The sequence below is a fragment of the Pseudoxanthomonas sp. UC19_8 genome (genome assembly GCF_042700505.1).
GTDB lineage: Bacteria > Pseudomonadota > Gammaproteobacteria > Xanthomonadales > Xanthomonadaceae > Pseudoxanthomonas_A > Pseudoxanthomonas_A winnipegensis.
In genome coordinates this window covers 3,626,073-3,647,636 of record NZ_CP170559.1, presented here as the reverse complement: position 1 = coordinate 3,647,636, position 21,564 = coordinate 3,626,073, and the positions used below count along the sequence as shown (strand labels likewise).

The 21,564-nt window shown below is 70.5% G+C and carries 18 protein-coding genes and 2 pseudogenes; 13 read left to right on the top strand and 7 right to left on the bottom strand.

Annotated features, from left to right (window positions below):
- Window positions 1-33 precede the first annotated feature (33 nt).
- From ACFJIT_RS16090 to ACFJIT_RS16075, 4 genes are all read left to right on the top strand, one after another.
- Complete coding sequence (locus ACFJIT_RS16090; RefSeq protein ID WP_379654245.1) at window positions 34-2,781, top strand: TonB-dependent receptor; 2,748 nt, start codon at window positions 34-36, stop codon at window positions 2,779-2,781.
- A gap of 271 nt (window positions 2,782-3,052) precedes the next feature.
- Window positions 3,053-3,736: a heavy metal response regulator transcription factor gene (locus ACFJIT_RS16085; RefSeq protein ID WP_130520616.1), complete on the top strand. Its 684-nt coding sequence runs from the start codon at window positions 3,053-3,055 to the stop codon at window positions 3,734-3,736.
- Complete coding sequence (locus ACFJIT_RS16080; protein WP_130524062.1) at window positions 3,733-5,178, top strand: heavy metal sensor histidine kinase; 1,446 nt, start codon at window positions 3,733-3,735, stop codon at window positions 5,176-5,178. The genes ACFJIT_RS16085 and ACFJIT_RS16080 overlap by 4 nt, the downstream gene beginning before the upstream one ends.
- 66 nt (window positions 5,179-5,244) lie before the next feature.
- On the top strand, window positions 5,245-5,751 hold the full coding sequence (locus tag ACFJIT_RS16075) for a hypothetical protein (protein ID WP_379654244.1): 507 nt from the start codon (window positions 5,245-5,247) through the stop codon (window positions 5,749-5,751).
- Between the two features lie 230 nt (window positions 5,752-5,981).
- Here ACFJIT_RS16075 and ACFJIT_RS16070 read toward each other — a convergent pair whose 3' ends face one another.
- The gene (locus ACFJIT_RS16070) at window positions 5,982-6,896 is read right to left on the bottom strand and encodes a LysR family transcriptional regulator (RefSeq protein WP_130524060.1); all 915 of its coding nucleotides are present in this window, start codon (window positions 6,894-6,896) and stop codon (window positions 5,982-5,984) included.
- Between the two features lie 100 nt (window positions 6,897-6,996).
- Between ACFJIT_RS16070 and ACFJIT_RS16065 the strand changes: the two are divergent.
- From ACFJIT_RS16065 to ACFJIT_RS16040, 6 genes and pseudogenes are all read left to right on the top strand, one after another.
- Window positions 6,997-8,008: pseudogene (locus ACFJIT_RS16065) on the top strand (zinc-binding alcohol dehydrogenase family protein).
- A 100-nt stretch (window positions 8,009-8,108) separates the two neighbouring features.
- Window positions 8,109-8,606, top strand: coding sequence for a hypothetical protein (locus ACFJIT_RS16060; protein ID WP_379654243.1), 498 nt, complete (start codon window positions 8,109-8,111; stop codon window positions 8,604-8,606).
- 52 nt (window positions 8,607-8,658) lie between these two features.
- Window positions 8,659-10,245: a DNA recombination protein RmuC gene (gene rmuC, locus ACFJIT_RS16055; RefSeq protein ID WP_131660516.1), complete on the top strand. Its 1,587-nt coding sequence runs from the start codon at window positions 8,659-8,661 to the stop codon at window positions 10,243-10,245.
- Between the two features lie 434 nt (window positions 10,246-10,679).
- A complete protein-coding gene (locus ACFJIT_RS16050) occupies window positions 10,680-10,961 on the top strand; it encodes a hypothetical protein (protein ID WP_379654242.1) in 282 nt (93 codons plus the stop codon).
- 125 nt (window positions 10,962-11,086) lie between these two features.
- Window positions 11,087-11,353 (top strand): hypothetical protein, encoded by a 267-nt coding sequence (locus tag ACFJIT_RS16045; protein WP_379654241.1) that lies wholly within the window; start codon window positions 11,087-11,089, stop codon window positions 11,351-11,353.
- Between the two features lie 35 nt (window positions 11,354-11,388).
- A complete protein-coding gene (locus ACFJIT_RS16040; protein WP_130529948.1) occupies window positions 11,389-11,931 on the top strand; it encodes a glutathione peroxidase in 543 nt (180 codons plus the stop codon).
- A gap of 72 nt (window positions 11,932-12,003) precedes the next feature.
- Here the strand turns inward: ACFJIT_RS16040 and ACFJIT_RS16035 are convergent, their stop codons facing one another.
- Genes ACFJIT_RS16035 through ACFJIT_RS16010 form a run of 6 tightly spaced genes read right to left on the bottom strand, consistent with a single transcriptional unit; the run spans window position 12,004 to window position 16,141 of the window.
- Window positions 12,004-13,026 (bottom strand): VacJ family lipoprotein, encoded by a 1,023-nt coding sequence (locus tag ACFJIT_RS16035; protein ID WP_379654240.1) that lies wholly within the window; start codon window positions 13,024-13,026, stop codon window positions 12,004-12,006.
- 49 nt (window positions 13,027-13,075) lie between these two features.
- The gene (locus ACFJIT_RS16030) at window positions 13,076-13,375 is read right to left on the bottom strand and encodes an STAS domain-containing protein (RefSeq protein WP_130520532.1); all 300 of its coding nucleotides are present in this window, start codon (window positions 13,373-13,375) and stop codon (window positions 13,076-13,078) included.
- Window positions 13,376-13,382: 7 nt separating this feature from the next.
- A complete protein-coding gene (locus tag ACFJIT_RS16025; protein ID WP_130520533.1) occupies window positions 13,383-14,048 on the bottom strand; it encodes a phospholipid-binding protein MlaC in 666 nt (221 codons plus the stop codon).
- The gene (mlaD, locus tag ACFJIT_RS16020) at window positions 14,045-14,581 is read right to left on the bottom strand and encodes an outer membrane lipid asymmetry maintenance protein MlaD (RefSeq protein ID WP_130520535.1); all 537 of its coding nucleotides are present in this window, start codon (window positions 14,579-14,581) and stop codon (window positions 14,045-14,047) included. The genes ACFJIT_RS16025 and mlaD overlap by 4 nt, the downstream gene beginning before the upstream one ends.
- Before the next feature lie 10 nt (window positions 14,582-14,591).
- The gene (locus tag ACFJIT_RS16015; protein ID WP_379654239.1) at window positions 14,592-15,341 is read right to left on the bottom strand and encodes an MlaE family lipid ABC transporter permease subunit; all 750 of its coding nucleotides are present in this window, start codon (window positions 15,339-15,341) and stop codon (window positions 14,592-14,594) included.
- Between the two features lie 11 nt (window positions 15,342-15,352).
- The gene (locus tag ACFJIT_RS16010) at window positions 15,353-16,141 is read right to left on the bottom strand and encodes an ABC transporter ATP-binding protein (protein ID WP_379654238.1); all 789 of its coding nucleotides are present in this window, start codon (window positions 16,139-16,141) and stop codon (window positions 15,353-15,355) included.
- 563 nt (window positions 16,142-16,704) lie between these two features.
- On the opposite strand from ACFJIT_RS16010, the gene ACFJIT_RS16005 reads away from it, so the two are divergent.
- The 3 genes and pseudogenes from ACFJIT_RS16005 to recC all read left to right on the top strand — a co-directional run bounded on the left by ACFJIT_RS16005 (window position 16,705) and on the right by recC (window position 21,449).
- Window positions 16,705-17,127 (top strand): hypothetical protein, encoded by a 423-nt coding sequence (locus tag ACFJIT_RS16005; protein ID WP_379654237.1) that lies wholly within the window; start codon window positions 16,705-16,707, stop codon window positions 17,125-17,127.
- Window positions 17,128-17,216: 89 nt separating this feature from the next.
- A complete protein-coding gene (locus ACFJIT_RS16000) occupies window positions 17,217-17,849 on the top strand; it encodes a GyrI-like domain-containing protein (RefSeq protein ID WP_379654236.1) in 633 nt (210 codons plus the stop codon).
- Window positions 17,850-18,043: 194 nt separating this feature from the next.
- Window positions 18,044-21,449: pseudogene (gene recC, locus ACFJIT_RS15995) on the top strand (exodeoxyribonuclease V subunit gamma).
- Window positions 21,450-21,564: the final 115 nt, after the last annotated feature.

The following is a 21,564-nucleotide window of genomic DNA, read 5'->3' as shown; positions in this document are numbered from 1 at the left end:
CCATCACGGGGGCCGTGCGCCTCCGCCCGTCGCATGCCCGTCGTTCGCCGTCTGGCCAGCGCCTGTTGCCTGGCGCTGCTGGCGCTGCAGGCGCAGGCCCAGCAGACCGATCCGGCCCCTGCAAGCCAGACGCAGGACGCCAAGACCCTGGACAGCGTCAAGGTCACCGGCATCCGCGCGGCCATCGCCAATGCGGTGGAGAAGAAGGCCGAAGCGACCTCGATCGTGGAGACCATCTCGGCCGAGGACCTGGGCAAGCTGCCCGATGTGTCCATCGCCGATTCGCTCTCGCGCCTGCCCGGCCTGGCCACGCAGCGCGTGGACGGCCGCGCCCAGGTGATCAACATCCGCGGCATGTCCGAGCAGTTCGCCGGCACCCTGCTCAACGGGCGCGAACAGGTCAGCACCGGCGACAGCCGCGGCGTGGAATTCGACCAGTACCCGTCCGAGCTGATCAACGCGGTCACCGTCTACAAGACCCCGGACGCGGCGCTGATCGGCCAGGGCCTGTCCGGCACGGTCGACCTGCAGACCATCCGCCCGCTGGATCTGTCCGAGCGCCGCATCGTGTTCGGCGGGCAGGGCGAGTACAACTCGCTGGGCAAGCTCAGCGACGATGGCAAGGAGCGCGGCTATCGCGCCAGCGCCTCGTATGTGGACCAGTTCGCGGGCGACACCATCGGCGTGGCCCTGGGGGTGGCGCGGCTCAACTCGCCCTTCCAGGAGCAGCACTACAAGTCGTGGTGGTGGGCGGACCTGGACGGCGTGGACTGGGGCGATCCGCCGCAGGCCGGGCGCCCGGCCAACGCGATCACGCTGGAAGGCGCCGAGGGCTGGATCAAGTCGCGCGACCTGCAGCGCGATGGCGTGATGGGCGTGTTCGAGTTCAAGCCCAACGACCGCTTCCACTCGATCCTGGACCTGTACTACTCCAAGTTCGACCAGGACGAGGTGATGCACGGGACGATGTGGAACAACGACCCGTGGTTCGTCGGCGAGAACGGGCAGGGCGTGAGCTTCTCCAACGCCGCCACCACCGACAAGGAGGGCCGTCCGGTGGTGACCAGCGGCACCTTGAACAACGTGCAGCCGCTGGTGCGCAACGACAGCAACCGGCGCCAGGACAAGCTGTTCTCGGTCGGCTGGAACAACGTCTTCAAGCTCGGCCAGGCCAGCACGCTCACCGCCGACCTGAGCTATTCGCGCGCCAAGCGCGACCAGTCCGCGCTGGAGCTGTATGCCGGGCGCCTGGACGGCCAGTCGATCGACTTCGACCTGAAGACCTCGCCGGGCTATTCGCAGTTCGCCCTGCCGGACATGGCCGATCCCAACGCGGTCTATCTGTGGGATCCGCAGCACTACAACCACGACGGGCGCCTGGAGAACTCGCGGCAGAAGGACACCATCAAGGCCGGACGCTTCAACTTCAACCACGAGCTGGACAACGCCGTGGTGCGCAGCGTCGATGTCGGCGTCAACCTCAACAAGCGCACCAAGGAGAAGTCGGCCGAGGTGTACTTCGCCTTCCTGCCGGGCGAGGTGCCGCAGCGGGTCGATCCTTCGCTGCTGGGCGCGCCGGTGTCGCTGGACTTCACCGGCATGGGCGATGTCATGGCGTTCAATCCTTGGGCGCTGATGGACCGCTACTACGACGTGGTGCTGAGCGAATCCAACGACGACCAGCGCAAGGACTTCACCGTCGAGGAAAAGGTCAACACCTACTACGTGCGCGCCAACCTCGACATGGACCTGACCGACCGCATCCGCGTGCGCGGCAACGCGGGCATGCAGTACATCACCACCGACCAGTCCTCCACCGGCTTCAACGCCTCCAACACCTCGCAGATCACGCCGCTGACGCTGGGCACGCAGTACAGCGACTTCCTGCCCAGCGTGAACCTGATCTTCGACTTCGGCGAAGGCTGGCTGATCCGCGCCTCGGCGGCCAAGGTGATGATGCGCCCGCCGATCAACTACCTCAGCGCCGATGCCGGCGCCGCCGTGATCGACAGCGGCGCCGAGGCCGGCCGTTGGTCGGGCAGCGGCGGCAACCCGCGGCTGGAGCCGTACCGGGCGATGGCCTTCGACCTGTCCTTCGAGAAGTACTTCGGAGAAGGCAGTTACGTGGGCCTGGCGCTGTTCCGCAAGAACCTGCAGACCTACATCTACCGGCAGAACCTGACCTGGGACTTCAGCGGCTACACGCCCGATCCGGATGGCACCCAGCCGATCTCCAACATCGGCAACTTCAACACCTGGGCCAACGGCAAGGGCGGCTACATGCGCGGCGCCGAGCTGTCCACCGCGCTGTCGGGTGGCCTGATCAGCGATGCGCTGTCCGGCTTCGGCACCCAGCTCAACATCAGCTACACCGCCTCCTCGATCGATCCGGACCCCAACGACAACACCCCCGGCACCGACACCATCCCGGGCCTGTCCAAGATCGTGGCCAACGCCACGGTGTACTACGAGCAGCACGGCTTCTCGGCGCGCCTGAGCCAGCGCTATCGCGACGGCTACCGCGGCGAGTACAGCGCCCTGTTCGGCCAGCGCCAGTACCGCAACACGCTCAGCGAGCGCACGCTGGACTTCCAGCTCAGCTACGCCTTCCCCAAGGGCAGCGCGCTGGAGGGCCTGACCCTGATCGGGCAGGTCAACAACCTGACCGACGAGCCGTTCCGCACCGAGGTCAGCGAGAGCACCGGCACCGGGTTGTTCTTCCCCGAGGAGTACACCAAGTACGGCCGCCAGTACCTGCTCGGCTTCCGCTACGAGCTGTAGAGCGGAGCTTGCTCCGCTGCACTTCGGCCGGATCGTTGGGAAAGCTTCAGCGGAGCGAGCTCCGCTCTACATCGCCGGATCGTTGGGAAAGCTTCAGCGGAGCAAGCTCCGCTCTACAGGCGGCAGCGCGGTTCATGCAACACTGCTTGAATCGCTGACAGAATCGTCAGCGTGCTGTCAGGAAGGCGTTGGGACCCGGTGGACACACTGGGTCCGTACCTTTCGACAGGACCGCCGCATGAGCATCGCTCCCGCCACCTACCACGACGCCATGAAACTGCTGATCATCGAGGACGAGCCCAAGACCGCCGGCTACCTGACCCGGGGCCTGGGCGAGCAGGGCTACAGCGTCGATCACGCCGCCAACGGCGTGGACGGCCTGCACCTGGCCCTGACCGGCGACTACGACGCCATCGTGCTGGACGTGATGCTGCCGGGCATGGACGGGCTGCAGGTGATGCAGTCCCTGCGCGCCCAGCGCGACACGCCGGTGATCATGCTCACCGCGCGCGACCAGGTCGACGACCGCCTGCGCGGCCTGGGCGCGGGCGCCGACGACTACCTGATCAAGCCGTTCTCCTTTCTCGAGCTGCTCGCCCGCGTGCAGGCCATCACCCGCCGCGGCCGCGCCCACGAGTCCACCCAGATCCAGGTCGGCGACCTGCACATCGATCTGCTCGCCCGCCGCGCCACCCGCCGCGGCCGCCGCCTGAACCTGTCGGCCAAGGAGTTCGCGCTGCTGGCCGCGCTGGCGCGCCGCCGCTCGCAGATCCTGTCCAAGACCGTGATCACCGAGACGGTGTGGGACATCAACTTCGACACCAACACCAACGTGGTGGAAGTGGCGATCAAGCGCCTGCGCGCCAAGCTGGAGTATCCGGGCGAGACCAAGCTGCTGCACACCGTGCGCGGCATGGGCTACGTGCTGGAGCAGCGCGAGGGCGAAGTGGCATGACCACCCGCTCCATCGCGGCGCGGCTGGCCCTGATGTTCGGGCTGGCGGCCACGGTGGTGCTGGCGGTGCTGGCCGTCTCGCTGTTCCTGTTCCAGTCCTACGAGCTGCAGCGCAACCAGCGCGAGCAGCTCAGCGCGCGGCTGATGCTGGTCGAGCGCCTCGCCCAGCGCGCCAACGACGCCGAGCACTGGTCGTACTTCCGCGAGAAGCTGGCCGACTTCACGCCCGAGGACGGCAGCCTGTACTTCCTGGCCGACAGCGCGGACGCACGCTTCCGCGTGGGCAACGGCTTCCTGGACCGAGCCAGCTTCGATGCGCATGGCGAGGGCTTCGGCAGCGCCTCGCTGCCCAACGGCCAGCGCTACATCACCCTGACCCACGCCCTGCCAGCGATGGGCGAGCGCCCGGCGGTGCAGCTGATGGTCGCCGCCGGCCGGCGCGACGTGGAGGCGGCCGAGTGGCTGCAGGCCGTGGGCATCGTCGTCCTGTGCGTGGTCGCCATCGGCGCGGTGTCCGGGCTGGGCTGGTGGATCGCCCGGCGCGGCCTGGCGCCGGTGGACCGGCTGAGCGAACACGCCCGCCGCCTCGACGTGCGCGACGTCACCCTGCGCCTGCCCGCCAACGATCTGCCGACCGAGCTCGACGGCCTGGTGGTCTCGCTTAACGAGGCCCTGACCCGGCTGCAGCGCGCCTACGAGCAGCTCAATGCCTTCAACGCCGATGTGGCCCACGAACTGCGCACGCCGCTGGGCAACCTGATCGGCGAGACCCAGGTGACCCTCTCGCGCGCCCGCACGACCGAGGAGATGGAGGCCACGCTGCAGTCCAACCTGGAGGAGCTCGAGCGCCTGCGCAACATCGTCAACTCGATGCTGTTCCTGGCCCGCGCCGACCGCGGCGAGACTGCGCGCGACCTGGTCGAGGTGTCGCTCAACGAGGCCACCACGCACGCGGCCGAGTTCATGGAAATGCTGATGGAGGACGCCGGCCTGGAGCTGCGCATCCGGGGCGATGCGCGCGCCTGCGTGGAGCAGTCGCTGTATGCGCGCGCCATCACCAACCTGCTGGACAACGCGCTGCGCCATGGCGCGGCCGGCAGCGCGGTGGACGTGGACATCGCCGAGGGGCCGGACGCGGTGACGGTGACGGTGCGCAACCAGGCCGCGCCGATCCCGCCGGAGAAGCTGGCGCACCTGTTCGACCGCTTCTATCGCGCCGATCCCTCGCGCACCGGCAGCGACCAGAGCCACGGCCTGGGCCTGGCCATCGTCAAGGCGGTGGCCCAGCTGCACGGCGGCAGCGTGTTCGCGCAGTCGCGCGGGGGCGAGGTCGCCATCGGCCTGCGCCTGCCGCGGGTCACCCCGGCCCAGTCGCTGGCCCGCGTCGACAAGCCTGGCCGCGCCGGGCGCGAACCCGCGCAGCTGCCGCAGCCCTCGCACTGACCGACGCGTTTACAGTGCACGGGTCGGCCTCCAAGGCCGCCGTGCCGAAGGACCGCGTCGCCCGCCATGCTCGCCCCCCTGCTGTCCACCCTCCTGGCCGCCGCCGCGGCCACCGCGCCGACCGCGCGCGCCGTCACCGTGCAGACGCAGGTGCCGGCCCACTGCCTGGCCCTGTATCAGGACGCGCCGCACGGCAGCCATCTGCTGGTCTCGGCCGACACCTTGCAGGCGCTGGCCGAGGAGCGCAGCGACGGCCTGCCGCTGGATGCGCGCATGGTGCGGATCATGGCCAAGCGCGCCAAGGCGGTGCTGGCCGCTGCCAAGAACCAGCAGGTCGATGCGCAGGGCTGCCAGCCGGTGTCGCTGGCGCCGCTGCACGATGCCGGCTACGTGGCGATCCCGCTGATCGAGGCCGGCCGCGTGGCGGTGTGGTCGGCGCAGTCCAACGCGCTGGCGGCCACGCTGCGCATCCGCCAGGACAGCTGCGGCCTGGACGCCCCGGCCGGCGGCTTCAGCGCCACCATCGACGGCGAGGCCACCGCCTTCTTCGCGATGATCACCTGCGTGACCTGACCGCCAGCCGGGGGTGATCTGCGGGAGCAGCTGTCTCTTCCAATCGGCTCGCGCCGACCTTGTAGAGCGGACCTTGCTCCGCTGCTCTTCGTTCGGTCCGTCGGGAAGGCCCCAGCGGAGCAAGCTCCGCTCTACAGGTGGGGGCGCTTTGGGCCGATGGCGGCGAGGGAATTGAACGGCGAGGCCTCATCGACGGCGCGCCGGCTCCCACGGAGCGCTTCTTCAACCCCCTAAGGTTGCAATCGATCCGTTCCGGCCAGCGCCTGCAGGCGCTGCGCCAGCAGCGCGTGCAGTTGGCGCACGGCGGGCGAGAACTGGCGCCGGTGCGGGCACACCAGCAGGATCGGGAAAGGTTCGCCGAACTGCGGCAGCAGCCACTCCAGCCGGCCGGCGGCGATGTCGCGGTGCACGTCCAGCCACGACTTGTAGGCGATGCCGTGCCCGGCCAGCGCCCACTGCCGGGTCACATCGGCATTGTTGCTGAGCAGCTGGCCGCGCACCTGCACCACCTGGCGCTGGCCGTCCACCTCGAAGTTCCAGCGGTCGTAGGCGCGGCCGCCGAGCATGTACAGCACCGCCTCGTGCTCGCGCAGGTCCTCCAGGCGTTCGGGCCGCCCGCGCTGGGCGAGGTAGCGTGGCGAGGCGACCAGCACGTGGCGGTTGTCGGGCAGCAGCGGCAGGGTCACGTAACGCGCGTCGTCGAAGCGCCCCTGCCGCACCGCAGCGTCCACCGGCTCGCGGAACACGTCGGTGACCTGATCGGACAGCAGCAGCTGCACGCTCAGCCTGGGGTGGGCGGCGTGGAAGTCGTCCAGCCACGGCAGCAGGATGTTGCGGCCCAGGTCGGAGGGCGCGGCCAGGCGCAGGGTGCCGGACAGCGGCGCATCGTCGCCGCGCAGGCGTTCGCGGCCCTGGCGCAGGGTGTCGAGCACCTCGCGCGCGGTCTCCAGGTACTGCTCGCCCTCGGCGGTCAGGCGCAGGGCGCGGGTGGTGCGCACGAACAGGCGCAGGTCCAGCTCGCGCTCCAGCCGCTTGATCGCCGCGCTGGCCTGGCCGGGCAGCAGGCCAGCCTCGCGCGCGGCCGCCGAAAAGCTGCCCAGCGCCGCGGTGCGCACGAACAGGGCCAGGTCCTCGAGCCGGATCATTTGCGCTCCTGGAGTGAAAGTGATGCTCGATTCTGCCAGTTAACATGGCAAAACGCGCGGAGGAAGATGGGCGCCTGTCCCCACCTCACGGAGCTTCCCCATGAAAGCCGTCGCCTATCTCCAGGCTGGCCTGCCCATCGACGACCCGGCCGCGCTGGTCGATGTCGACCTGCCCCAGCCCGTGCCGGGCCCGCGCGACCTGCTGGTCAAGGTCCACGCCGTCTCGGTCAACCCGGTCGACACCAAGGTGCGCCATCGCGCACAGGTGACCGAGCCGCGCGTGCTCGGCTGGGATGCGGTCGGCACGGTCGAGGCGGTGGGCGAGGCGGTGACCCTGTTCAAGCCGGGCGAGGTCGTCTACTACGCCGGGTCGATCAACCGCCCGGGCAGCAATGCGCAATACCAGCTGGTGGACGAGCGCATCGTCGCGCGCAAGCCGGCCAGCCTGGACGACGCCCAGGCCGCGGCGCTGCCGCTGACCGCCATCACCGCCTGGGAGCTGCTGTTCGACCGCCTGCGCATCCCCGAGGGCCAGGGCGAGGGCCAGGTGCTGCTGGTCACCGGCGCGGCCGGCGGCGTGGGCTCGATCCTGGTGCAGCTGGCGCGCAAGCTGACCGCGCTGACCGTGGTCGGCACCGCCTCGCGCCCTGAGACCCGGGCCCTGGGTACGCGAACTGGGTGCGCATCACGTGATCGACCACAGCCAGCCGCTGGCTCCGCAGCTGCAGGCGCTGGGCATCGAACAGGTCCAGCACGTGGCCAGCCTCACCCACACCGGCAGCTACTACAGCCAGTTCATCGAGCTGCTGGCGCCGCAGGGCCAGCTGGCGCTGATCGACGACCTGCCCTCGCTGGATGCGATGCCGCTCAAGCCCAAGAGCATCTCGCTGCACTGGGAATCGATGTTCACCCGCTCGGTGTTCCAGACCCCGGACATGCAGGCCCAGCACGACTTGCTCACCCGCGTGGCCGCGCTGATCGACGCCGGCACCCTGCGCACCACCTTCGGCGAGCACTACGGGACGATCAACGCCGCCAACCTGCGCCGCGCCCACGCCCTGATCGAGAGCGGCAAGGCCAAGGGCAAGCTGGTGCTGGAAGGCTTCGACTGAGCTAGGCCGCGTCCAAGCCCGGCGCGGCGCTTCGGCCCGCGCCTGCCGTGCGCGGTGCGCGCGCGGCATACTCGCGGCCCGCACAGGGAGCGAGTCGCCATTGGACGCGCCAGCGCCACACACCGCACAGCACTACCGCGCCACACCGGCCGCACGCATCGGCGCGGGCGTGCTGGCGGCGCTGCTGCTGGCGCTGAGCGCGGCCGGGCTGCGCGGCGGCAGCCTCGGGCTGGCGCTCTTCGCGCTGGTGCCGGCGGCGCTGCTGGTCGCCGGCGTGTGGCGGCTGCGGCTCACGCTCGAGGCCGGCTCGCTGCAGTTCCGCACCTTGTTCGGCGTGCGTCGCATCGCGCTGGCGCAGGTCGCGCGCGCCTGGCTGTCGGCGCCGCGCGGCCTGTGGTCCTACGGCCGCGCCGTGCCCATGCTCGGGCTCGCACAGCGCCAGGGGCCGCCGCTGGTGATCGGCCTGCAGGCCTTGCCGGCGGCGGCGCTGGTCGAACTGGGCCGCCGCCTGGCGCCCTACGGCGTGCGCATCGAAGTGGCCGACACGCCTGCCGCGCGCCGCCTGGCGCGCCGCATCTGGCAGTTGCCCAGGCGCTGAAGCCGGCACCCAGGCGCAATGCCTGAGACCCGCGGCCGATACACTGCCCGCCATGCAAGTCGACACCCTGATCCTGGGCGCGCTGATCGCCCTCGTCCTGCTCCTGCAGTTGGTCCTGCTGCTGCGCCGCGGCCAGCACGCCGCGCTCGAGCAGGCCCTGCGCGAGGAACAGCGCAACGGCCGCAGCGAACTGCGCGAACAGCTCGACGGCCTGGCCCGCCAGCAGGACGCGCGGCTGGACCTGTTCGCCCGCAACCTCACCGATCTGTCCACCCGCACCGACACGCGCCTGGACCAGCTGCGCGAGGCGCTGGGCGAGGACGCGCGCAAGGCCCGCGCCGAGGGCAGCGAGGCCCAGCAGCGCACCGCCGAACTGCTCGGCGCGCGCCTGCAGGACATGCGCACCCAGCTGGACGCCTTCGGCCATCAGCAGGAGGCGCGCATCGTCGCCTTCGGCCAGCAGCTGGCCGAACTGATCGCGCGCAGCGACACGCACATGGCGACGCTGCGCGAGCAGCTGGCCGAGGACAGCCGCAAGGCACGCAGCGAAAGCGGCGAATCGCTGGGCCGCTTCAACGAGCAACTCGGCCTGCGCCTGACCGAGCTGACCCAGCGCAACGAGACCCGCATCAGCGAGATGCGCGCCACGCTCGACCAGCAGCTGCAGCGCCTGCAGGCCGACAACGCCGCCAGGCTCGAGCAGATGCGCGTGACCGTGGACGAGAAGCTGCAGGGCACGCTCAACGAGCGCCTGGATGCGTCCTTCAAGCTGGTCTCCGAGCGGCTGGAGCAGGTGCAGCGCGGCCTGGGCGAGATGCAGCAGCTGGCCACCGGCGTGGGCGACCTCAAGCGCGTGCTGACCAACGTCAAGTCGCGCGGCGGCTGGGGCGAGGTGCAGCTGGAGAGCATCCTCGAACAGACCCTTACCGCCGAGCAGTACCAGCGCGGGGTCAAGCTGCGCGAGGACGGCAACGAGATGGTCGACTTCGCCGTGCGCCTGCCCGGACGCGGCGCGCAGGATGCGCCTGTGTGGCTGCCGCTGGATTCCAAGTTCCCGCACGAGGACTACGAGAAGCTGCTCAACGCGCAGGAGGCCGGCGACGCCGAGGCCGTGCGCGCCACCGGCGCGCAGCTGGAACGCGCCATCCGCGTGCAGGCCCGCTCCATCTGCGAGAAGTACATCGTGCCGCCGCGCACGACCGATTTCGCGGTGATGTTCCTGCCCACCGAAGGCCTGTACGCCGAAGTGATCCGCCGCCCAGGCCTGGTCGATCTGCTGCAGCGCGAGCATCGCGTGGTGATCGCCGGCCCGACCACGGTGACCGCGCTGCTCAACAGCCTGCAGATGGGCTTCCGCACCCTGGCCATCGAGCAGCGCTCCAGCGAGGTGTGGGCGCTGCTGGGCGCGGTGAAGGGCGAGTTCGGCAAGTTCGCCGGCATCCTGGAAAAGGCCGAGAAGCAAATCCACACCGTCGGCAAGAGCCTGGGCGATGCCAGCCGCAAGACCCGCACCATCGAGCGCAAGCTGCGCGGCGTGGAAACGCTGGTCGGCGCGCAATCGCAGGCGCTGCTGGGCGAGGACCTGATCGGCGACGCCGACGAGGGCGCCGCTGCGGGCGGCGAGGACGAGGAAGCCTGATCGCGCGTCCAGGTGTCTGGCGGTGCGTTCGCCGACACCTGCGGCAGTGTGCTCCTGCGACTGCAGCGACAGACGCGCTCGAGTGCCGCCGCGCAGGCTCTGTCGCGTAAGACCTCACTACCGTCGTTCCCGCGAAAGCGGGAACCCAGCGACTTCCTCCGCAAGCAGCAAAGGCGTTGGATCGTCAGACATGCGTCTGCCAAAAAGCACCTCCCGCGTTCGCGGGAATGACCGACGCTTTGTGCGTGCCCAGGCTTGGAAGGCTGTTCAAAGTTCGTAGCGAGTGCGCGTCCATCGTGCGGAGCGTGGCATCCGCGCCGCCATGAAGCGCTGCATCTGTGCGGCCCCTCACGTTTCCGGAACGGCCGCGCGCGTAGGTTCCAGATCTGCGACTGGGTGCGACCGGCATGTGGCGCATACCAGGAGCTGGATCCATGGCGCAGTCGCAGGTGGCGATGTTCTCGTTCACCCTTGGCGGGAACAACAGCATCGGACCGGCCGAACTGCGTGAGCTCTGGGCCCGCGCCAGCGGCGTCAACTCGGTCCATGTCGGCCGGCGCCTTCAGCCCTATGGCGATGACCGTCCCACCTACACCTTGTATGGCCCGCAGAACCTGTGCGGCGTGCGCGAAGTCAGTCAGCGCCTGTGCGCCCTGCTCGAGGCCCGGCATCTGAATGCCAGGGTCGTCACGCTCTGCGGCATTGCCGGTGTCTGATCCCGCGCAGGCAGACCGTCACGAAGGTCCCGCCGCCCCACGTGCGTCGCAGGAGTCTTCGATGAACGACCAGGGTCCGCCGCTACTACCGCTTCGTCCGTGCCAATACCAGCACGGAGCGGATGATGCGCGAGGTCATCGGCTCGCTCGAGGAGTTGGGCCTGCTCGGCCATACCGTGTCCATCGGCGCCATCCACGGCCCGCCCTGCGTCGATGCGGCGGGCACCTGCACGTTGGTCGTCAGCGTGCGCGCCTACCCGGACTGGTTGCTGGCCGCCGCACCGGTGCTCGACCGGCGTGGCCTGGTCGCCCGCGCGCGGGACGACGACACGGGCGTTCACGTGCCTGCAGGGTTGGCGGAAGCTGGCGTCAACATTTCCAGCCTAGACTAGCGGCCCGTTCTCCCATCCAGCCCGAGTCCGCGCCGATGACCAGCCTGTACGACATTCCCCTCACCACCATCGATGGCCAGCCGGCCAAGCTCGGCGATTACCGCGGCAAGGTGCTGCTGGTGGTCAACGTCGCGTCCAAGTGCGGCCTGACGCCGCAGTACGCCGGCCTGGAGGCGCTGTACCGCGACAAGCACGCGGCCGGCCTGGAAGTGCTCGGCTTCCCGGCCAACAACTTCAAGGAGCAGGAGCCGGGCAGCGATGCGGAGATCGCCAGCTTCTGCAGCACCGAGTACGACGTGACCTTCCCGCTGTTCTCCAAGATCTCGGTGGCCGGCAACAGCGTGCATCCGCTGTACCAGGCGCTGGTCAACGCCCAGCCGGTGGCCATCGGCGAAGGCCCGCTGCGCGAGAAGCTCAAGGGCCTGGACATCAAGGTCAATCCGGCGCCGGGCGTGCTGTGGAACTTCGAGAAGTTCCTGATCGGTCGCGACGGCCGCGTCGTGGCGCGCTTCTCGCCGGACGTGGCGGCCGACGACGCGCGCCTGCGCGAGGCCGTGGACGCCGCGCTGGCCGCCTGATCGCCAACGCCCTGGCGCAAACGAAGAAGGCCGCCTGCGAGGGCGGCCTTCTTCGTTGAGGCGCACCTGGAATCAGCGCGCGTTGGGCATGATGGTGGGAATGGCGTCCATCGGCACGGTCGGATTGTCGTCGTCGTCGCGCAGATAGGCCGGCAGGTCGTCGTTGGCGTGACCCTTGCGGCGGCTGCGCTCGCCTTCGTCGCTGATCTGGTAGTTGCGGCGCTGCAGCCAGCCGTCGCGGAACAGCGCGTACTCGTCCACCGCGCCTTCGCGGATCGAGTCCAGCGACATCAGCTGGGTACGCACGTCGACCAGCTGCAGGCCCTGCAGGAAGATGCGCGCCTTGTCGTTCTCCACGCGCTGCACCGGCGAGAGCGGCGCATCGCCGATCAGGCCGAAGGTGTCGCGCACGGTGCGCGGCCCGAACAGCGGCAGTTCGAGGTAGCGCGACTGGCGCCAGCCCCACACGCCCAGGGTCTGGCCGAAGTCCTCGCTGGTGTTGGGCACCTGATCGCGCGTGGCCACGTCGACCACACCGCCGACGCCGGCGGTGGTGTTGATCAGGAACCGGCCCAGCGCGTCCCAGGCCTCGCCCGGCTTGCCCTGCAGCAGGCTGTTGACCACCGTCAGCGGCTGGCCCAGGTTGTCGAAGAAGTTGTGCACGCCGTTGCGCACCGGGCGCGGGACCACCTTGATGTAGGCGGTGGCCAGCGGCTTGGCGACATTGCGATCGACCACGTTGTTGAAGGCGTGGACCTTGCGGTTCCACTTCTCCCACGGGTCGTAGCTGGGCGGCGCGCCCTCGGCCGGCGGCGGCAGGGTGGGATCGGCGACCGGGTCGTAGATCGCGCTGTAGTCGTTCTCGGCGCTGGTCGGCGGCGCGCTCGTCGCCGTGCTGGGCGCGGCCGTGGTCGGCGCGGTCGCCTGGGTGGCCGGCGCTGCAGGCGGCGGTTCGACCGCGGGCGCGGCGGCGGCAGGAGGCGGTGGCGGCACGGTGGCGCCGGCCGACGGCGCCGCCGGCTTGGTGGCGTTGGAGGCGCAGCCGACCAGCAGCAGGCCGGTCAGCAGCGGGGACAACAGATGCAAGGTCTTCATTCCTAAGATCCCTCTGGGGGCGGACCGACGCAATGTCGGTGCCGGGCAATCACGCCGGCTGATAATCCAGCGCCGGTGTCAGGCGATACGCAGCGCACAGCTCGGCCAGGCCGGGCGCGGCGCCTTCCACGGTGACCGGGCCGCTGCCCGCGGCGCGCAGGCGCGCGGCCAGCGCGACCAGCAGCGCCAGCCCGGCGCTGTCCAGCGCCGACACGGCCGATACGTCCAGCCGCTGCGCGCCGTCCAGCGCGCGCTGCGCGGAGGGCCACAGGGCCTGCGCGGCGGCCCGGTCCAGCGCCCCGCTGAAGACCAGGGCCGTGCCCTCGCGCCGGAGTGTCGCGGTGCTCATCGGCGGCTCAACGCTGGCCGGTGTCGCCGGAGGCCTGCATGCGGCCGGCGCGCAGGTCGGCGGTGACCTGGGCGATGGACTTCTGCCGCAGCGGACCGTCGAACTGGTTCTTGAAGGTCTGCACGTAGGAGATGCCTTCGATCATCACGTCGAAGATCTTCCACTGGCCGCCGACGTTGCGCATCAGGTAGTCCACCGGCACCGGGTCGCCGCTCTCGCGCAGCATCTCGCTGGACACGCGCACGCCCTTGCCGTTGGGCAGCGGGGTCTCGGACTTGATCCGCACGCGCAGGCGCGAGTTGAAGTCCAGCAGCGACTGGCCGTAGCGCGCGGTCAGGTTGTCGGCCAGCGCATCGGCGAAGCCGCTCACCTCAGCGTCCGACGCACCGCGGCCGTGCACGCCCAGCACCAGGCGCGCGGCGTAGTTGCCGTCGAAGGCGGTGTTGAACTCGGTCTTGATGAACGCCTTCAGCGCGGCCGGGTTGGCCTTGAACTCGGCGCGGCGCTGCTCCAGCGTGGTCAGCACGCGGGTGGACTGGCTCAGCACCACCGCGCTGGCCGAGCCCTGCGCCGGCGCGGCGGCCGAAGCGGCCGAGGCCTGCGCCAGGACGGCGGTCGGTGCGGCGGCGGCCAGGACGGCGGCCAGGGCGAGAGTGATCGTGGAACGCTTCATGGGGTATCTCCCTTGGGGGCGGTCGCCGCCGGCGCAGGCGCCGGGCTGGCGGTGGAATCGTCGCCAGCCGGCTTGCCACCGCCGCTGAACATGTACTTGCCGACCAGCTGCAGCAGGTCCACTGCGGGCTGGGTGTAGGTGATCTCGTCGCCGGCCTTGAGCACGTCCGGGTCGCCGCCGGGCGACAGGCCGACATAGTTCTCGCCCAGCAGGCCGCTGGTGAAGATGCCGGCCGCGGTGTCCGCCGGCAGGCCCTTGTACTGGCCGTCGATGCGCAGGGTCACCACCGAGTCGAAGGACTTGGGATCCAGCGCGATGCTGGCGACCTGGCCGACCACCACCCCGCCGATCTTCACCGGCGCCTGGACGCGCAGCTGGCCCAGGTTGGTGAAGCGGGCCTTGAGGTCGTAGCCGCCTCCGCCGAAGCCGAAGGAACGGTTGGTCGAGGCCAGCGCCAGCACCAGCAGCGAGGCCAGCGCCAGCAGCAGGAAGGCGCCGACGGCAAATTCGAGTCGTGGTCCGCGTGCGGCCATTAGAGGTCTCTCACTGAAACAACAGGGCGGAAAGGATGAAGTTGAGCATCAGCACCAGCAGCGAGCCGTTGACCACCGCGCGGGTGGTGGCCACCGAGGTGCCCTCGATGGTCGGCTCGGCGTTGAAGCCCACGTAGGCCGCGACCAGCGCCGCCACGCCGCCGAACACCGCCGACTTGAGCAGGGCCACGCCGAAGTCGTCCCAGAGATCCACGCTGCCCTGCAGCGCCGACCAGAACGTGCCGTTGTCCAGGCCCAGCACCTTGACCGCCTCGAACCAGCTGGCGCTGATCGCCAGCGAGCAGAAGAAGCCGGTCAGCAGCGGCACGGTCAGCACCGCCGCCCAGAAGCGCGGCGCCACCGCCTTGGCCACCGGATCGATCGCCATCAGCTCCAGCGCCTTGATCTGATCGGTGGCGCGCATCAAGCCCAGCTCGGCGGCGATCGAACTGCCGGCGCGGCCGATGAACAGCAGCGCGGTCAGCACCGGGCCCAGCTCGCGGTACAGCGACAGGCCCAGCAGCGTGGACAGCGCGTCGGAGGCGCCGAAGGTGGTCAGCGTGCGATAGCCCTGCAGGGTCAGCACCAGACCCACGAACGCACCGCCCACCGCGATGATCGGCAGCGAACGCGCGCCGATCTTGTAGATCTCGCGGGTCAGCTCGGCCCAGAAGTCGCGCGTGGGCACCGAGGCGCGCAGCACCGAGAGCGAGAACAGCCCGGCGGCGCCCAGCGAGCGGATGGAAGCGGCAAAGGCCATCGGCACGGGTCCTATGCGGCGCGCGCCGAGGCGGCGCTGTCGAAGGGGATGGGGCCATCGGGCGCGCCGCGCAGGAACTGGAGCACCAGCGGGTCCTCGCTGGCCTCCAGCTGCGCCGGCGAGCCGGAGAACACCAGCTTGCCGTTGGCGATCACCAGCGCCTGGTCGCAGACCGGCAGGGTCTCGTGCACGTGGTGGCTGACGATGACGCTGGTCAGCCCCAGCGAATGATTGAGCCGGCCGATCAGCGACATGATCACGCCCGAGGCGATCGGGTCCAGCCCGGTCAGCGGCTCGTCGTAGATCATCAGCGGCGGATCCAGCGCCAGCGCGCGGGCCAGCGCCACACGCCGGGCCATGCCGCCGGACAGCTCGCGCGGATACAACCCACCGGTGGCACGCAGGCCGACCGCGTTGAGCTTCAGATCGACCAGCTGGTCGATCAGCTCGCCCGGCAGCGCGGTATGCGTGCGCAGCGGCAACGCCACGTTCTCGGCCACGGTCAGGTCGGTCAGCAGGCCATTGCCCTGCAGCAGCACGCCGAGGTTCTTGCGCAGCTCCAGCAGTGCGCGCGCATTGCGCGGGATCGGCTGGCCGAACAGCTCCACCGTGCCGGCCGCCGGCACCAGCTCGCCGGTCAGCGCCGCCAAAAGCGTGGACTTGCCGCTGCCCGACGGCCCCAGCACGGCCGTGATGCTGCCCTGGGGCACCACCAGGTCCAGCCCGGACAGGATCGCGCGCCCGCCGCGATCCAGGCGGACCGCCTCGAACTTCGCAGCAGGGGAGGTGGAATGCGACATGCGTGGGCAGGCGAGGCGGGAGGAGGGGCGGAATGCGAAAAATCGGTTAAGCATGGCCTGCACGGACTGAATGCCACCATGACTGGACTGGCCAGTTCAGAAATTGTAGCCCGTCGGCGTCGATGCTTGCACGCCGGTCCGTTCCCGCTGTCGCAACGCTGCGTGACAGGGGCGGTGTGGCGGTGGTTCTTTCGCGTGTCAGTCGCTAGCCGCGACTTCCCGCTCCTGGCCCTGATCTGCCCCCTCCCTTTCGCCGCAGGCGAAGGGGAGGGTTGGGGTGGGGTGCTTTTGCTCTTGCTTCTGTGGCTTGCCCGGTAAAGCCCCAACCCCTCCCCAGCCCTCCCCTGCGCTACGCGCAAGGGAGGGGGCTCGAGTGACCGCGCAAACCGAAGCCTTGTGACTTGACCCGCGCGGTAGCGGACCATTGCCCGCCGGATCGCTGCCCATCCGAAGCCCCTCGCCTGGAGTCGCCATGGCGCGTCTGCCCCCGACACACCTATGCTTCGACGCAATTCCCGCGAGACGCCCAATCGTCTCTCCCAAAGAACGCGAATTGGCACGACATGACAGGCGCTGACGACGCGCAGGACCACGCGGAGATCGATGCGCTGATCGCCGCCTTCTATGGCGCGTTCGACAATCGCGGCGGCCGGGCGATTCCGGCCGAGGCGCTGCGTGACATGTTCCTGCCCGAGGCCATCGTCACGCGGGTAGCCGGCAGCGGAACGGACACGATGACGGTCGACAGCTTCATCGCGCCCCGGGCGCGGATGCTGTCCGATGGCACGCTTACCGACTTCCACGAATGGGAGACGCACGCGCACACACAGGTGCTGCGCGACATCGCCTGCCGCCATTCGACCTACGAGAAGCGCGGCCTCTACCAGGGCGCGCCCTACGACGGCGGCGGCGCCAAACTGTTCCAACTCGTGCGCACCCTCCGCGGCTGGCGGATCGCTTCCATCGCCTGGGAAGATGACCCGTGATGCGTGCGGGCACAGGAAGCCGCTTTCTCCAGGGCGATGTCGGCGGCAGCCATACGCCCGCAGGCCGGCTGATCCGGACGGACGCGTGAATGGACAAGCTCGATCTGAAGAAGCAGTTTCGCGACCTTTTCAATCCGTCGAAGCAGGACTTCGCCGAGATTGCGGTGCCGACCCTGACCTATGTGAAGGTCGATGGATCGGGCGACCCCAACACCGCGGCCGAGTACAGGACGGCGGTCGAATGGCTCTACGGCGTCAGCTATGCCATGAAGTTCGCGGCGAAGAACGGCCTGGGCCGCGACTATGTAGTGCCGCCGCTGGAAGCGCTCTGGTGGTCGGATGATCCCGGTGCCTTTGTCCGCCGCGAAAAGGATCGCTGGCAATGGACGGTCATGATCATGGTGCCGGACTTCGTCACCCGCTCCATGTTCGAGGATGCGGTAGCCAAAACCCTCGCCAAGAGGAGCGATCCTCCAGCCTCGCTGCGCCTCGAGCCCTACGCCGAGGGGCGGTCGCTGCAGATCCTGCACATCGGTCGCTACGATGACGAAGGCCCGGTGCTCAAGCAGCTGCACGACACGGTGATGCCCGGACATGGCGTCACCTTCAACGGTCCTCATCATGAGATCTATCTCAGCGATCCACGCAAAACCGAGCCGACCAGGCTCAGGACCATCCTGAGACAACCGATTCGCGCGATCTCCACAGAAATCCGGAGCTGAAACGCGCACGTCGCTTCTCCTGCGACGGCGATGGATCGTCGATCCGCTCGCTCAGCCTGTGAGGGCCAAGGTTCGCGCCTGCGCACCGGCATGTTCCAAGCCGCCCCGAAACAGGGAAGAACCGCTGCCGCCAGCGACTGCAGCCCTGACCCGATCTCAACCCCGGCGACCTGTCTGCGGCACAATCCCGCACGATGCCCGCGCCGCCGCCCGCCGACTTCCGGCTCTATCCCTCCAATGCCCTGGACCTGCTGGCGCAGCTGCTGGCGGCCGAGCTGCGCACGCCCGTGCCCGGCCAGTCGATCCTCACGCCCGAGGTGATCCTGATCCCGCAGGTGGCGATGCGGCGTTGGCTGCAGGCCACGCTGGCGGCCGAGCACGGCGTGGCGGCCAACCTGGAGTTCCTCACCCCGGGCGAATTCGTCGCCCGCGCGCTGGCGGCCAATCCCGCGCCGGGCCAGGCAGCGGACGCGGCCCGCGATGAACTCGACGCGGCCACGCTGCACTGGCGCCTTTACGCGGCGCTGACCGACCCGACGCTGCTGGCCAACCCGGCGCTGGCGCAGCTGGCCGGCTATCTGCGCGGCGACGACGCACTCAAGCCGTGGGCGCTGGCCGGCGAACTGGCCGGCGTGTTCGAGAAGTACCAGGCCTGGCGCCGCGACTGGCTGCTGCGCTGGGAAGCCGGCGCCGATCCGCGCGATCCGCAGGCCCTGCTGTGGCGCCACGTCGCCGCCGGCACCACGCACCGCGCGCGGCGCATCCAGGAGTACCTGGACCGGTTCGAACCCGGCGCGCTGCCGCAGGGCCTGCCGCGGCGCGTGTTCGCCTTCGCCACGCTCAATGTCTCGCCCGACGTGCTGCGCGTGCTGGCCACGCAGGCGCGCGTGGGCACGCTGCACTTCTACCTGCCCACGCCCGCGCAGGGCTACTGGGGCGATCTGCAGGCGCTGGGTCCACGCGCGCGCGCGGCGGCCCCGGCGGATGCGGACCTGTTCGAAGGCACCGCCGGCGACAACCGCCTGCTGCAGGCCTGGGGTGCGGCCGGGCGCGACTTCATGGCGATGCTGGGCAGCTACGAAGTGGTGCACCCGAGCGCGGAGATCGAGGTCTACGCCGATCCGCTCGACACCGGCCAGCGCACCCTGGCCGAGGGCGGCCTGGGCGACACCTTGCTGCGCCGGCTGCAGCACGACCTGCTGCGCCGCGCCGCCCCGCCCGAGCCCGCGCCGCTCACCAGGCTGGACCCGACCGATCCCAGCCTGCAGGTGCACGCCTGCCACACCCGCCTGCGCGAGCTGCAGGTGCTGCACGATCAGCTGCGCGGCCTGCTGGAAGACAAGCGCTTCGATCCCCCCGCTGCAGCCGCGCCAGATCGCGGTGCTGGCACCGGACATCGATCCCTATCTGCCGTACCTGGAAGCCGTGTTCGGCGGCGACACGGCCGGCGCGCGCATTCCCTATGCGCTGGCCGACACCAGCCCGCTGGCCGGCGAGCCGCTGGCCGAGGTGTTCGTGCGCCTGCTGGACCTGCCGGTCTCGCGCTTCGGCCTGCACGAGATCCTGGACCTGCTCGCCAGCCCGCCGCTGGCCGACGCGGCCGGGCTGGACGCGGCCGCGTTCGAACGCCTGCACGGCTGGCTGGCCGCCGCCGGTGCGCGCTGGGGCGTGGACGCGGCGCATCGCGCGCGCCACGGCGCGCCGGCCGACGACGCCTACACCTGGGCCTTCGCGCTGGACCGGCTGCTGCTGGGCCATGCCAGCGGCAGCAGCGACGAGATCGCCGGCGTCGCACCCTATCCGGCGCTGGAAGGCGGCGCGCTGGACGCGCTCGATGCGCTGCTGCGCCTGCTGCGGGTGCTGGCCCGCACCCAGCGCAGCCTGGACGAGGCGCTCTCGCCCACCCAGTGGCGCGAGCGCCTGCTCGCCCTGCTCGACGCCCTGCTGCCGCAGCCACCGGCGGCGGCCAACACCCAGCGCGCGCTGGATCGTCTGCGCACGCTGATCGATGCCTTCGCCCAGGACGCCGCGCGCGCCGGCTTCGCCTCCGCCGTGCCGGCCGAGGTGGTGCGCGCGCACTTCGCCGCGGTGCTGGGCCAGGCCGACACGCGCGCGCCGCTGCTGACCGGCGGCGTGAGCATCGGGCGCATGGTGCCGATGCGGCTGCTGCCGTTCCGCGTGATCTGCCTGCTGGGCATGAACGATGGCGAGTTCCCGCGCCGCGACCCGGCCGCCGGCCTCAACCGCCTCACCGCCGAACTCGGCAGCGAGCGGCGCCGTCACGGCGATCGCTCCACGCGCGAGGACGATCGCTTCCTGTTCCTGCAGCTGTTCGCCGCCGCGCAGGACGTGTTCTACGTCAGCTACCTGGGCGCCGACGCGCGCGATGGCAGCGTGCGCGAGCCCTCGGCGCTGGTCAGCGAGCTGATCGCCGAGGCCGCGCGCTACCACGCCGACCCGGTCGCGGCGGTCAAGGGGCTGACGGTGCGCCATGCGCTGCAGCCGTTCGCGCCGGCCGCGTTCGGCGCGAACGGCGATCCGCGCCGCTTCAGCTACCGCACGCAGTGGCAGCCGGCCTCGGCCCGCATCGGCGGCGCGCGCACCGCGCTGGCGCCGTGGTACCAGGCTGGGCTGCCCGCGTCGGGCGGCGAGCCGGACAGCGTGCTGCCGCTCGAAGCGCTGCGCCGCTTCCTCACCGCGCCGGCCGAGCAGTTCCTGCGCCAGCGCCTGGGCCTGCGCCTGGCCGAGGACCACGACGTCGGCCAGGACGTCGAGCCGCTGCTCGCGCCCGCCGCCGGGCTGGAGAAGGCGCTGTTGCAGCAGCAGGTGTTCGACGCGCTGCTCGAAGGCAAGGACGAGGCCCTGTACGAGACGCTGCGCGCGCGCGCGCTGCTGCCGTCCGGGCCGCTGGGGCGCCAGCAGCTGACGGCGCTGGTCGCGCGGCTGCAGCCGTATGCCGAGGCCTTCATCGCCTGGCGCGGCGCCGCGCCGCGCGGCAGCGTACGGGTGGAGGTCGAGCTCGATGCGCTGCGCTTGCAGGGCCGCCTCGAGGGCGTCTACGAGCACGGCCTGGCCCATGTGCGCCTGGGCGCGATGAACGGACCGGCCGCGATTCGCCAGGGGCTGGACTGGTTGCTCGCCAGTGCGGCCGGGCTGGCGCTGCCGCTGGTGCGCTTCTTCGACCCGGGCAGCCGCGACCTGCCCGGCGTCGGGCCGTTCGTGCGCGCGCCGCTCGCCCCGGACCAGGCCCGCGCCGCCCTGCAGCGCCTGCTCGAGGTGCGCGCCCGCGGCCTGCAGGCGCCGCTGCCGTTCGGCCCCTACAGCGGCTGGGAATACTTCAACGCCGAGGACCCCGACAAGGCGCTGAAGGCAGCCGCCGCCCGCTGGCGCGGCAGCGAGCGCAGCTGGGGCGAAGGCAACGGCGAGGCCTACCAGCTCGCCCTGCGCGGCCGCGACCCCTTCACCGACCCGGCCCTGCTGCGCGACTTCGCGCAGACCAGCTTCGACATCTTCGGCGCGGTCGAACACGGCACCCTGCACGCCGGCTTCGACGAAGCGCACGCCTTCGCCGCCGAAGCCGAAAGCGAGCAAGAACCATGACGGGGCAGGGCGGCTCACGCGATCACTGCCTGCAGCATGGGCGCGGCGGCGGCCAAGGCGGAGTCAGCAGACGTGGCCTGCCCGATGGACGCGGGCCGCTGCACCTCGATGTGTT

Bases quoted from the DNA above. Each gene is read 5' to 3' on its own strand.
- ACFJIT_RS16010 (WP_379654238.1), bottom strand. From the start codon at position 16,141: ATGTCGCATTCCACCTCCCCTGCTGCGAAGTTCGAGGCGGTCCGCCTG.
- ACFJIT_RS16035 (WP_379654240.1), bottom strand. From the start codon at position 13,026: ATGAAGACCTTGCATCTGTTGTCCCCGCTGCTGACCGGCCTGCTGCTG.
- ACFJIT_RS16005 (WP_379654237.1), top strand. From the start codon at position 16,705: ATGACAGGCGCTGACGACGCGCAGGACCACGCGGAGATCGATGCGCTG.
- ACFJIT_RS16080 (WP_130524062.1), top strand. From the start codon at position 3,733: ATGACCACCCGCTCCATCGCGGCGCGGCTGGCCCTGATGTTCGGGCTG.
- ACFJIT_RS16075 (WP_379654244.1), top strand. From the start codon at position 5,245: ATGCTCGCCCCCCTGCTGTCCACCCTCCTGGCCGCCGCCGCGGCCACC.
- ACFJIT_RS16000 (WP_379654236.1), top strand. From the start codon at position 17,217: ATGGACAAGCTCGATCTGAAGAAGCAGTTTCGCGACCTTTTCAATCCG.
- ACFJIT_RS16015 (WP_379654239.1), bottom strand. From the start codon at position 15,341: ATGGCCTTTGCCGCTTCCATCCGCTCGCTGGGCGCCGCCGGGCTGTTC.
- ACFJIT_RS16045 (WP_379654241.1), top strand. From the start codon at position 11,087: ATGCGCGAGGTCATCGGCTCGCTCGAGGAGTTGGGCCTGCTCGGCCAT.
- ACFJIT_RS16050 (WP_379654242.1), top strand. From the start codon at position 10,680: ATGGCGCAGTCGCAGGTGGCGATGTTCTCGTTCACCCTTGGCGGGAAC.
- rmuC (WP_131660516.1), top strand. From the start codon at position 8,659: ATGCAAGTCGACACCCTGATCCTGGGCGCGCTGATCGCCCTCGTCCTG.
- ACFJIT_RS16030 (WP_130520532.1), bottom strand. From the start codon at position 13,375: ATGAGCACCGCGACACTCCGGCGCGAGGGCACGGCCCTGGTCTTCAGC.
- ACFJIT_RS16070 (WP_130524060.1), bottom strand. From the start codon at position 6,896: ATGATCCGGCTCGAGGACCTGGCCCTGTTCGTGCGCACCGCGGCGCTG.
- ACFJIT_RS16040 (WP_130529948.1), top strand. From the start codon at position 11,389: ATGACCAGCCTGTACGACATTCCCCTCACCACCATCGATGGCCAGCCG.
- mlaD (WP_130520535.1), bottom strand. From the start codon at position 14,581: ATGGCCGCACGCGGACCACGACTCGAATTTGCCGTCGGCGCCTTCCTG.
- ACFJIT_RS16090 (WP_379654245.1), top strand. From the start codon at position 34: ATGCCCGTCGTTCGCCGTCTGGCCAGCGCCTGTTGCCTGGCGCTGCTG.
- ACFJIT_RS16025 (WP_130520533.1), bottom strand. From the start codon at position 14,048: ATGAAGCGTTCCACGATCACTCTCGCCCTGGCCGCCGTCCTGGCCGCC.
- ACFJIT_RS16085 (WP_130520616.1), top strand. From the start codon at position 3,053: ATGAAACTGCTGATCATCGAGGACGAGCCCAAGACCGCCGGCTACCTG.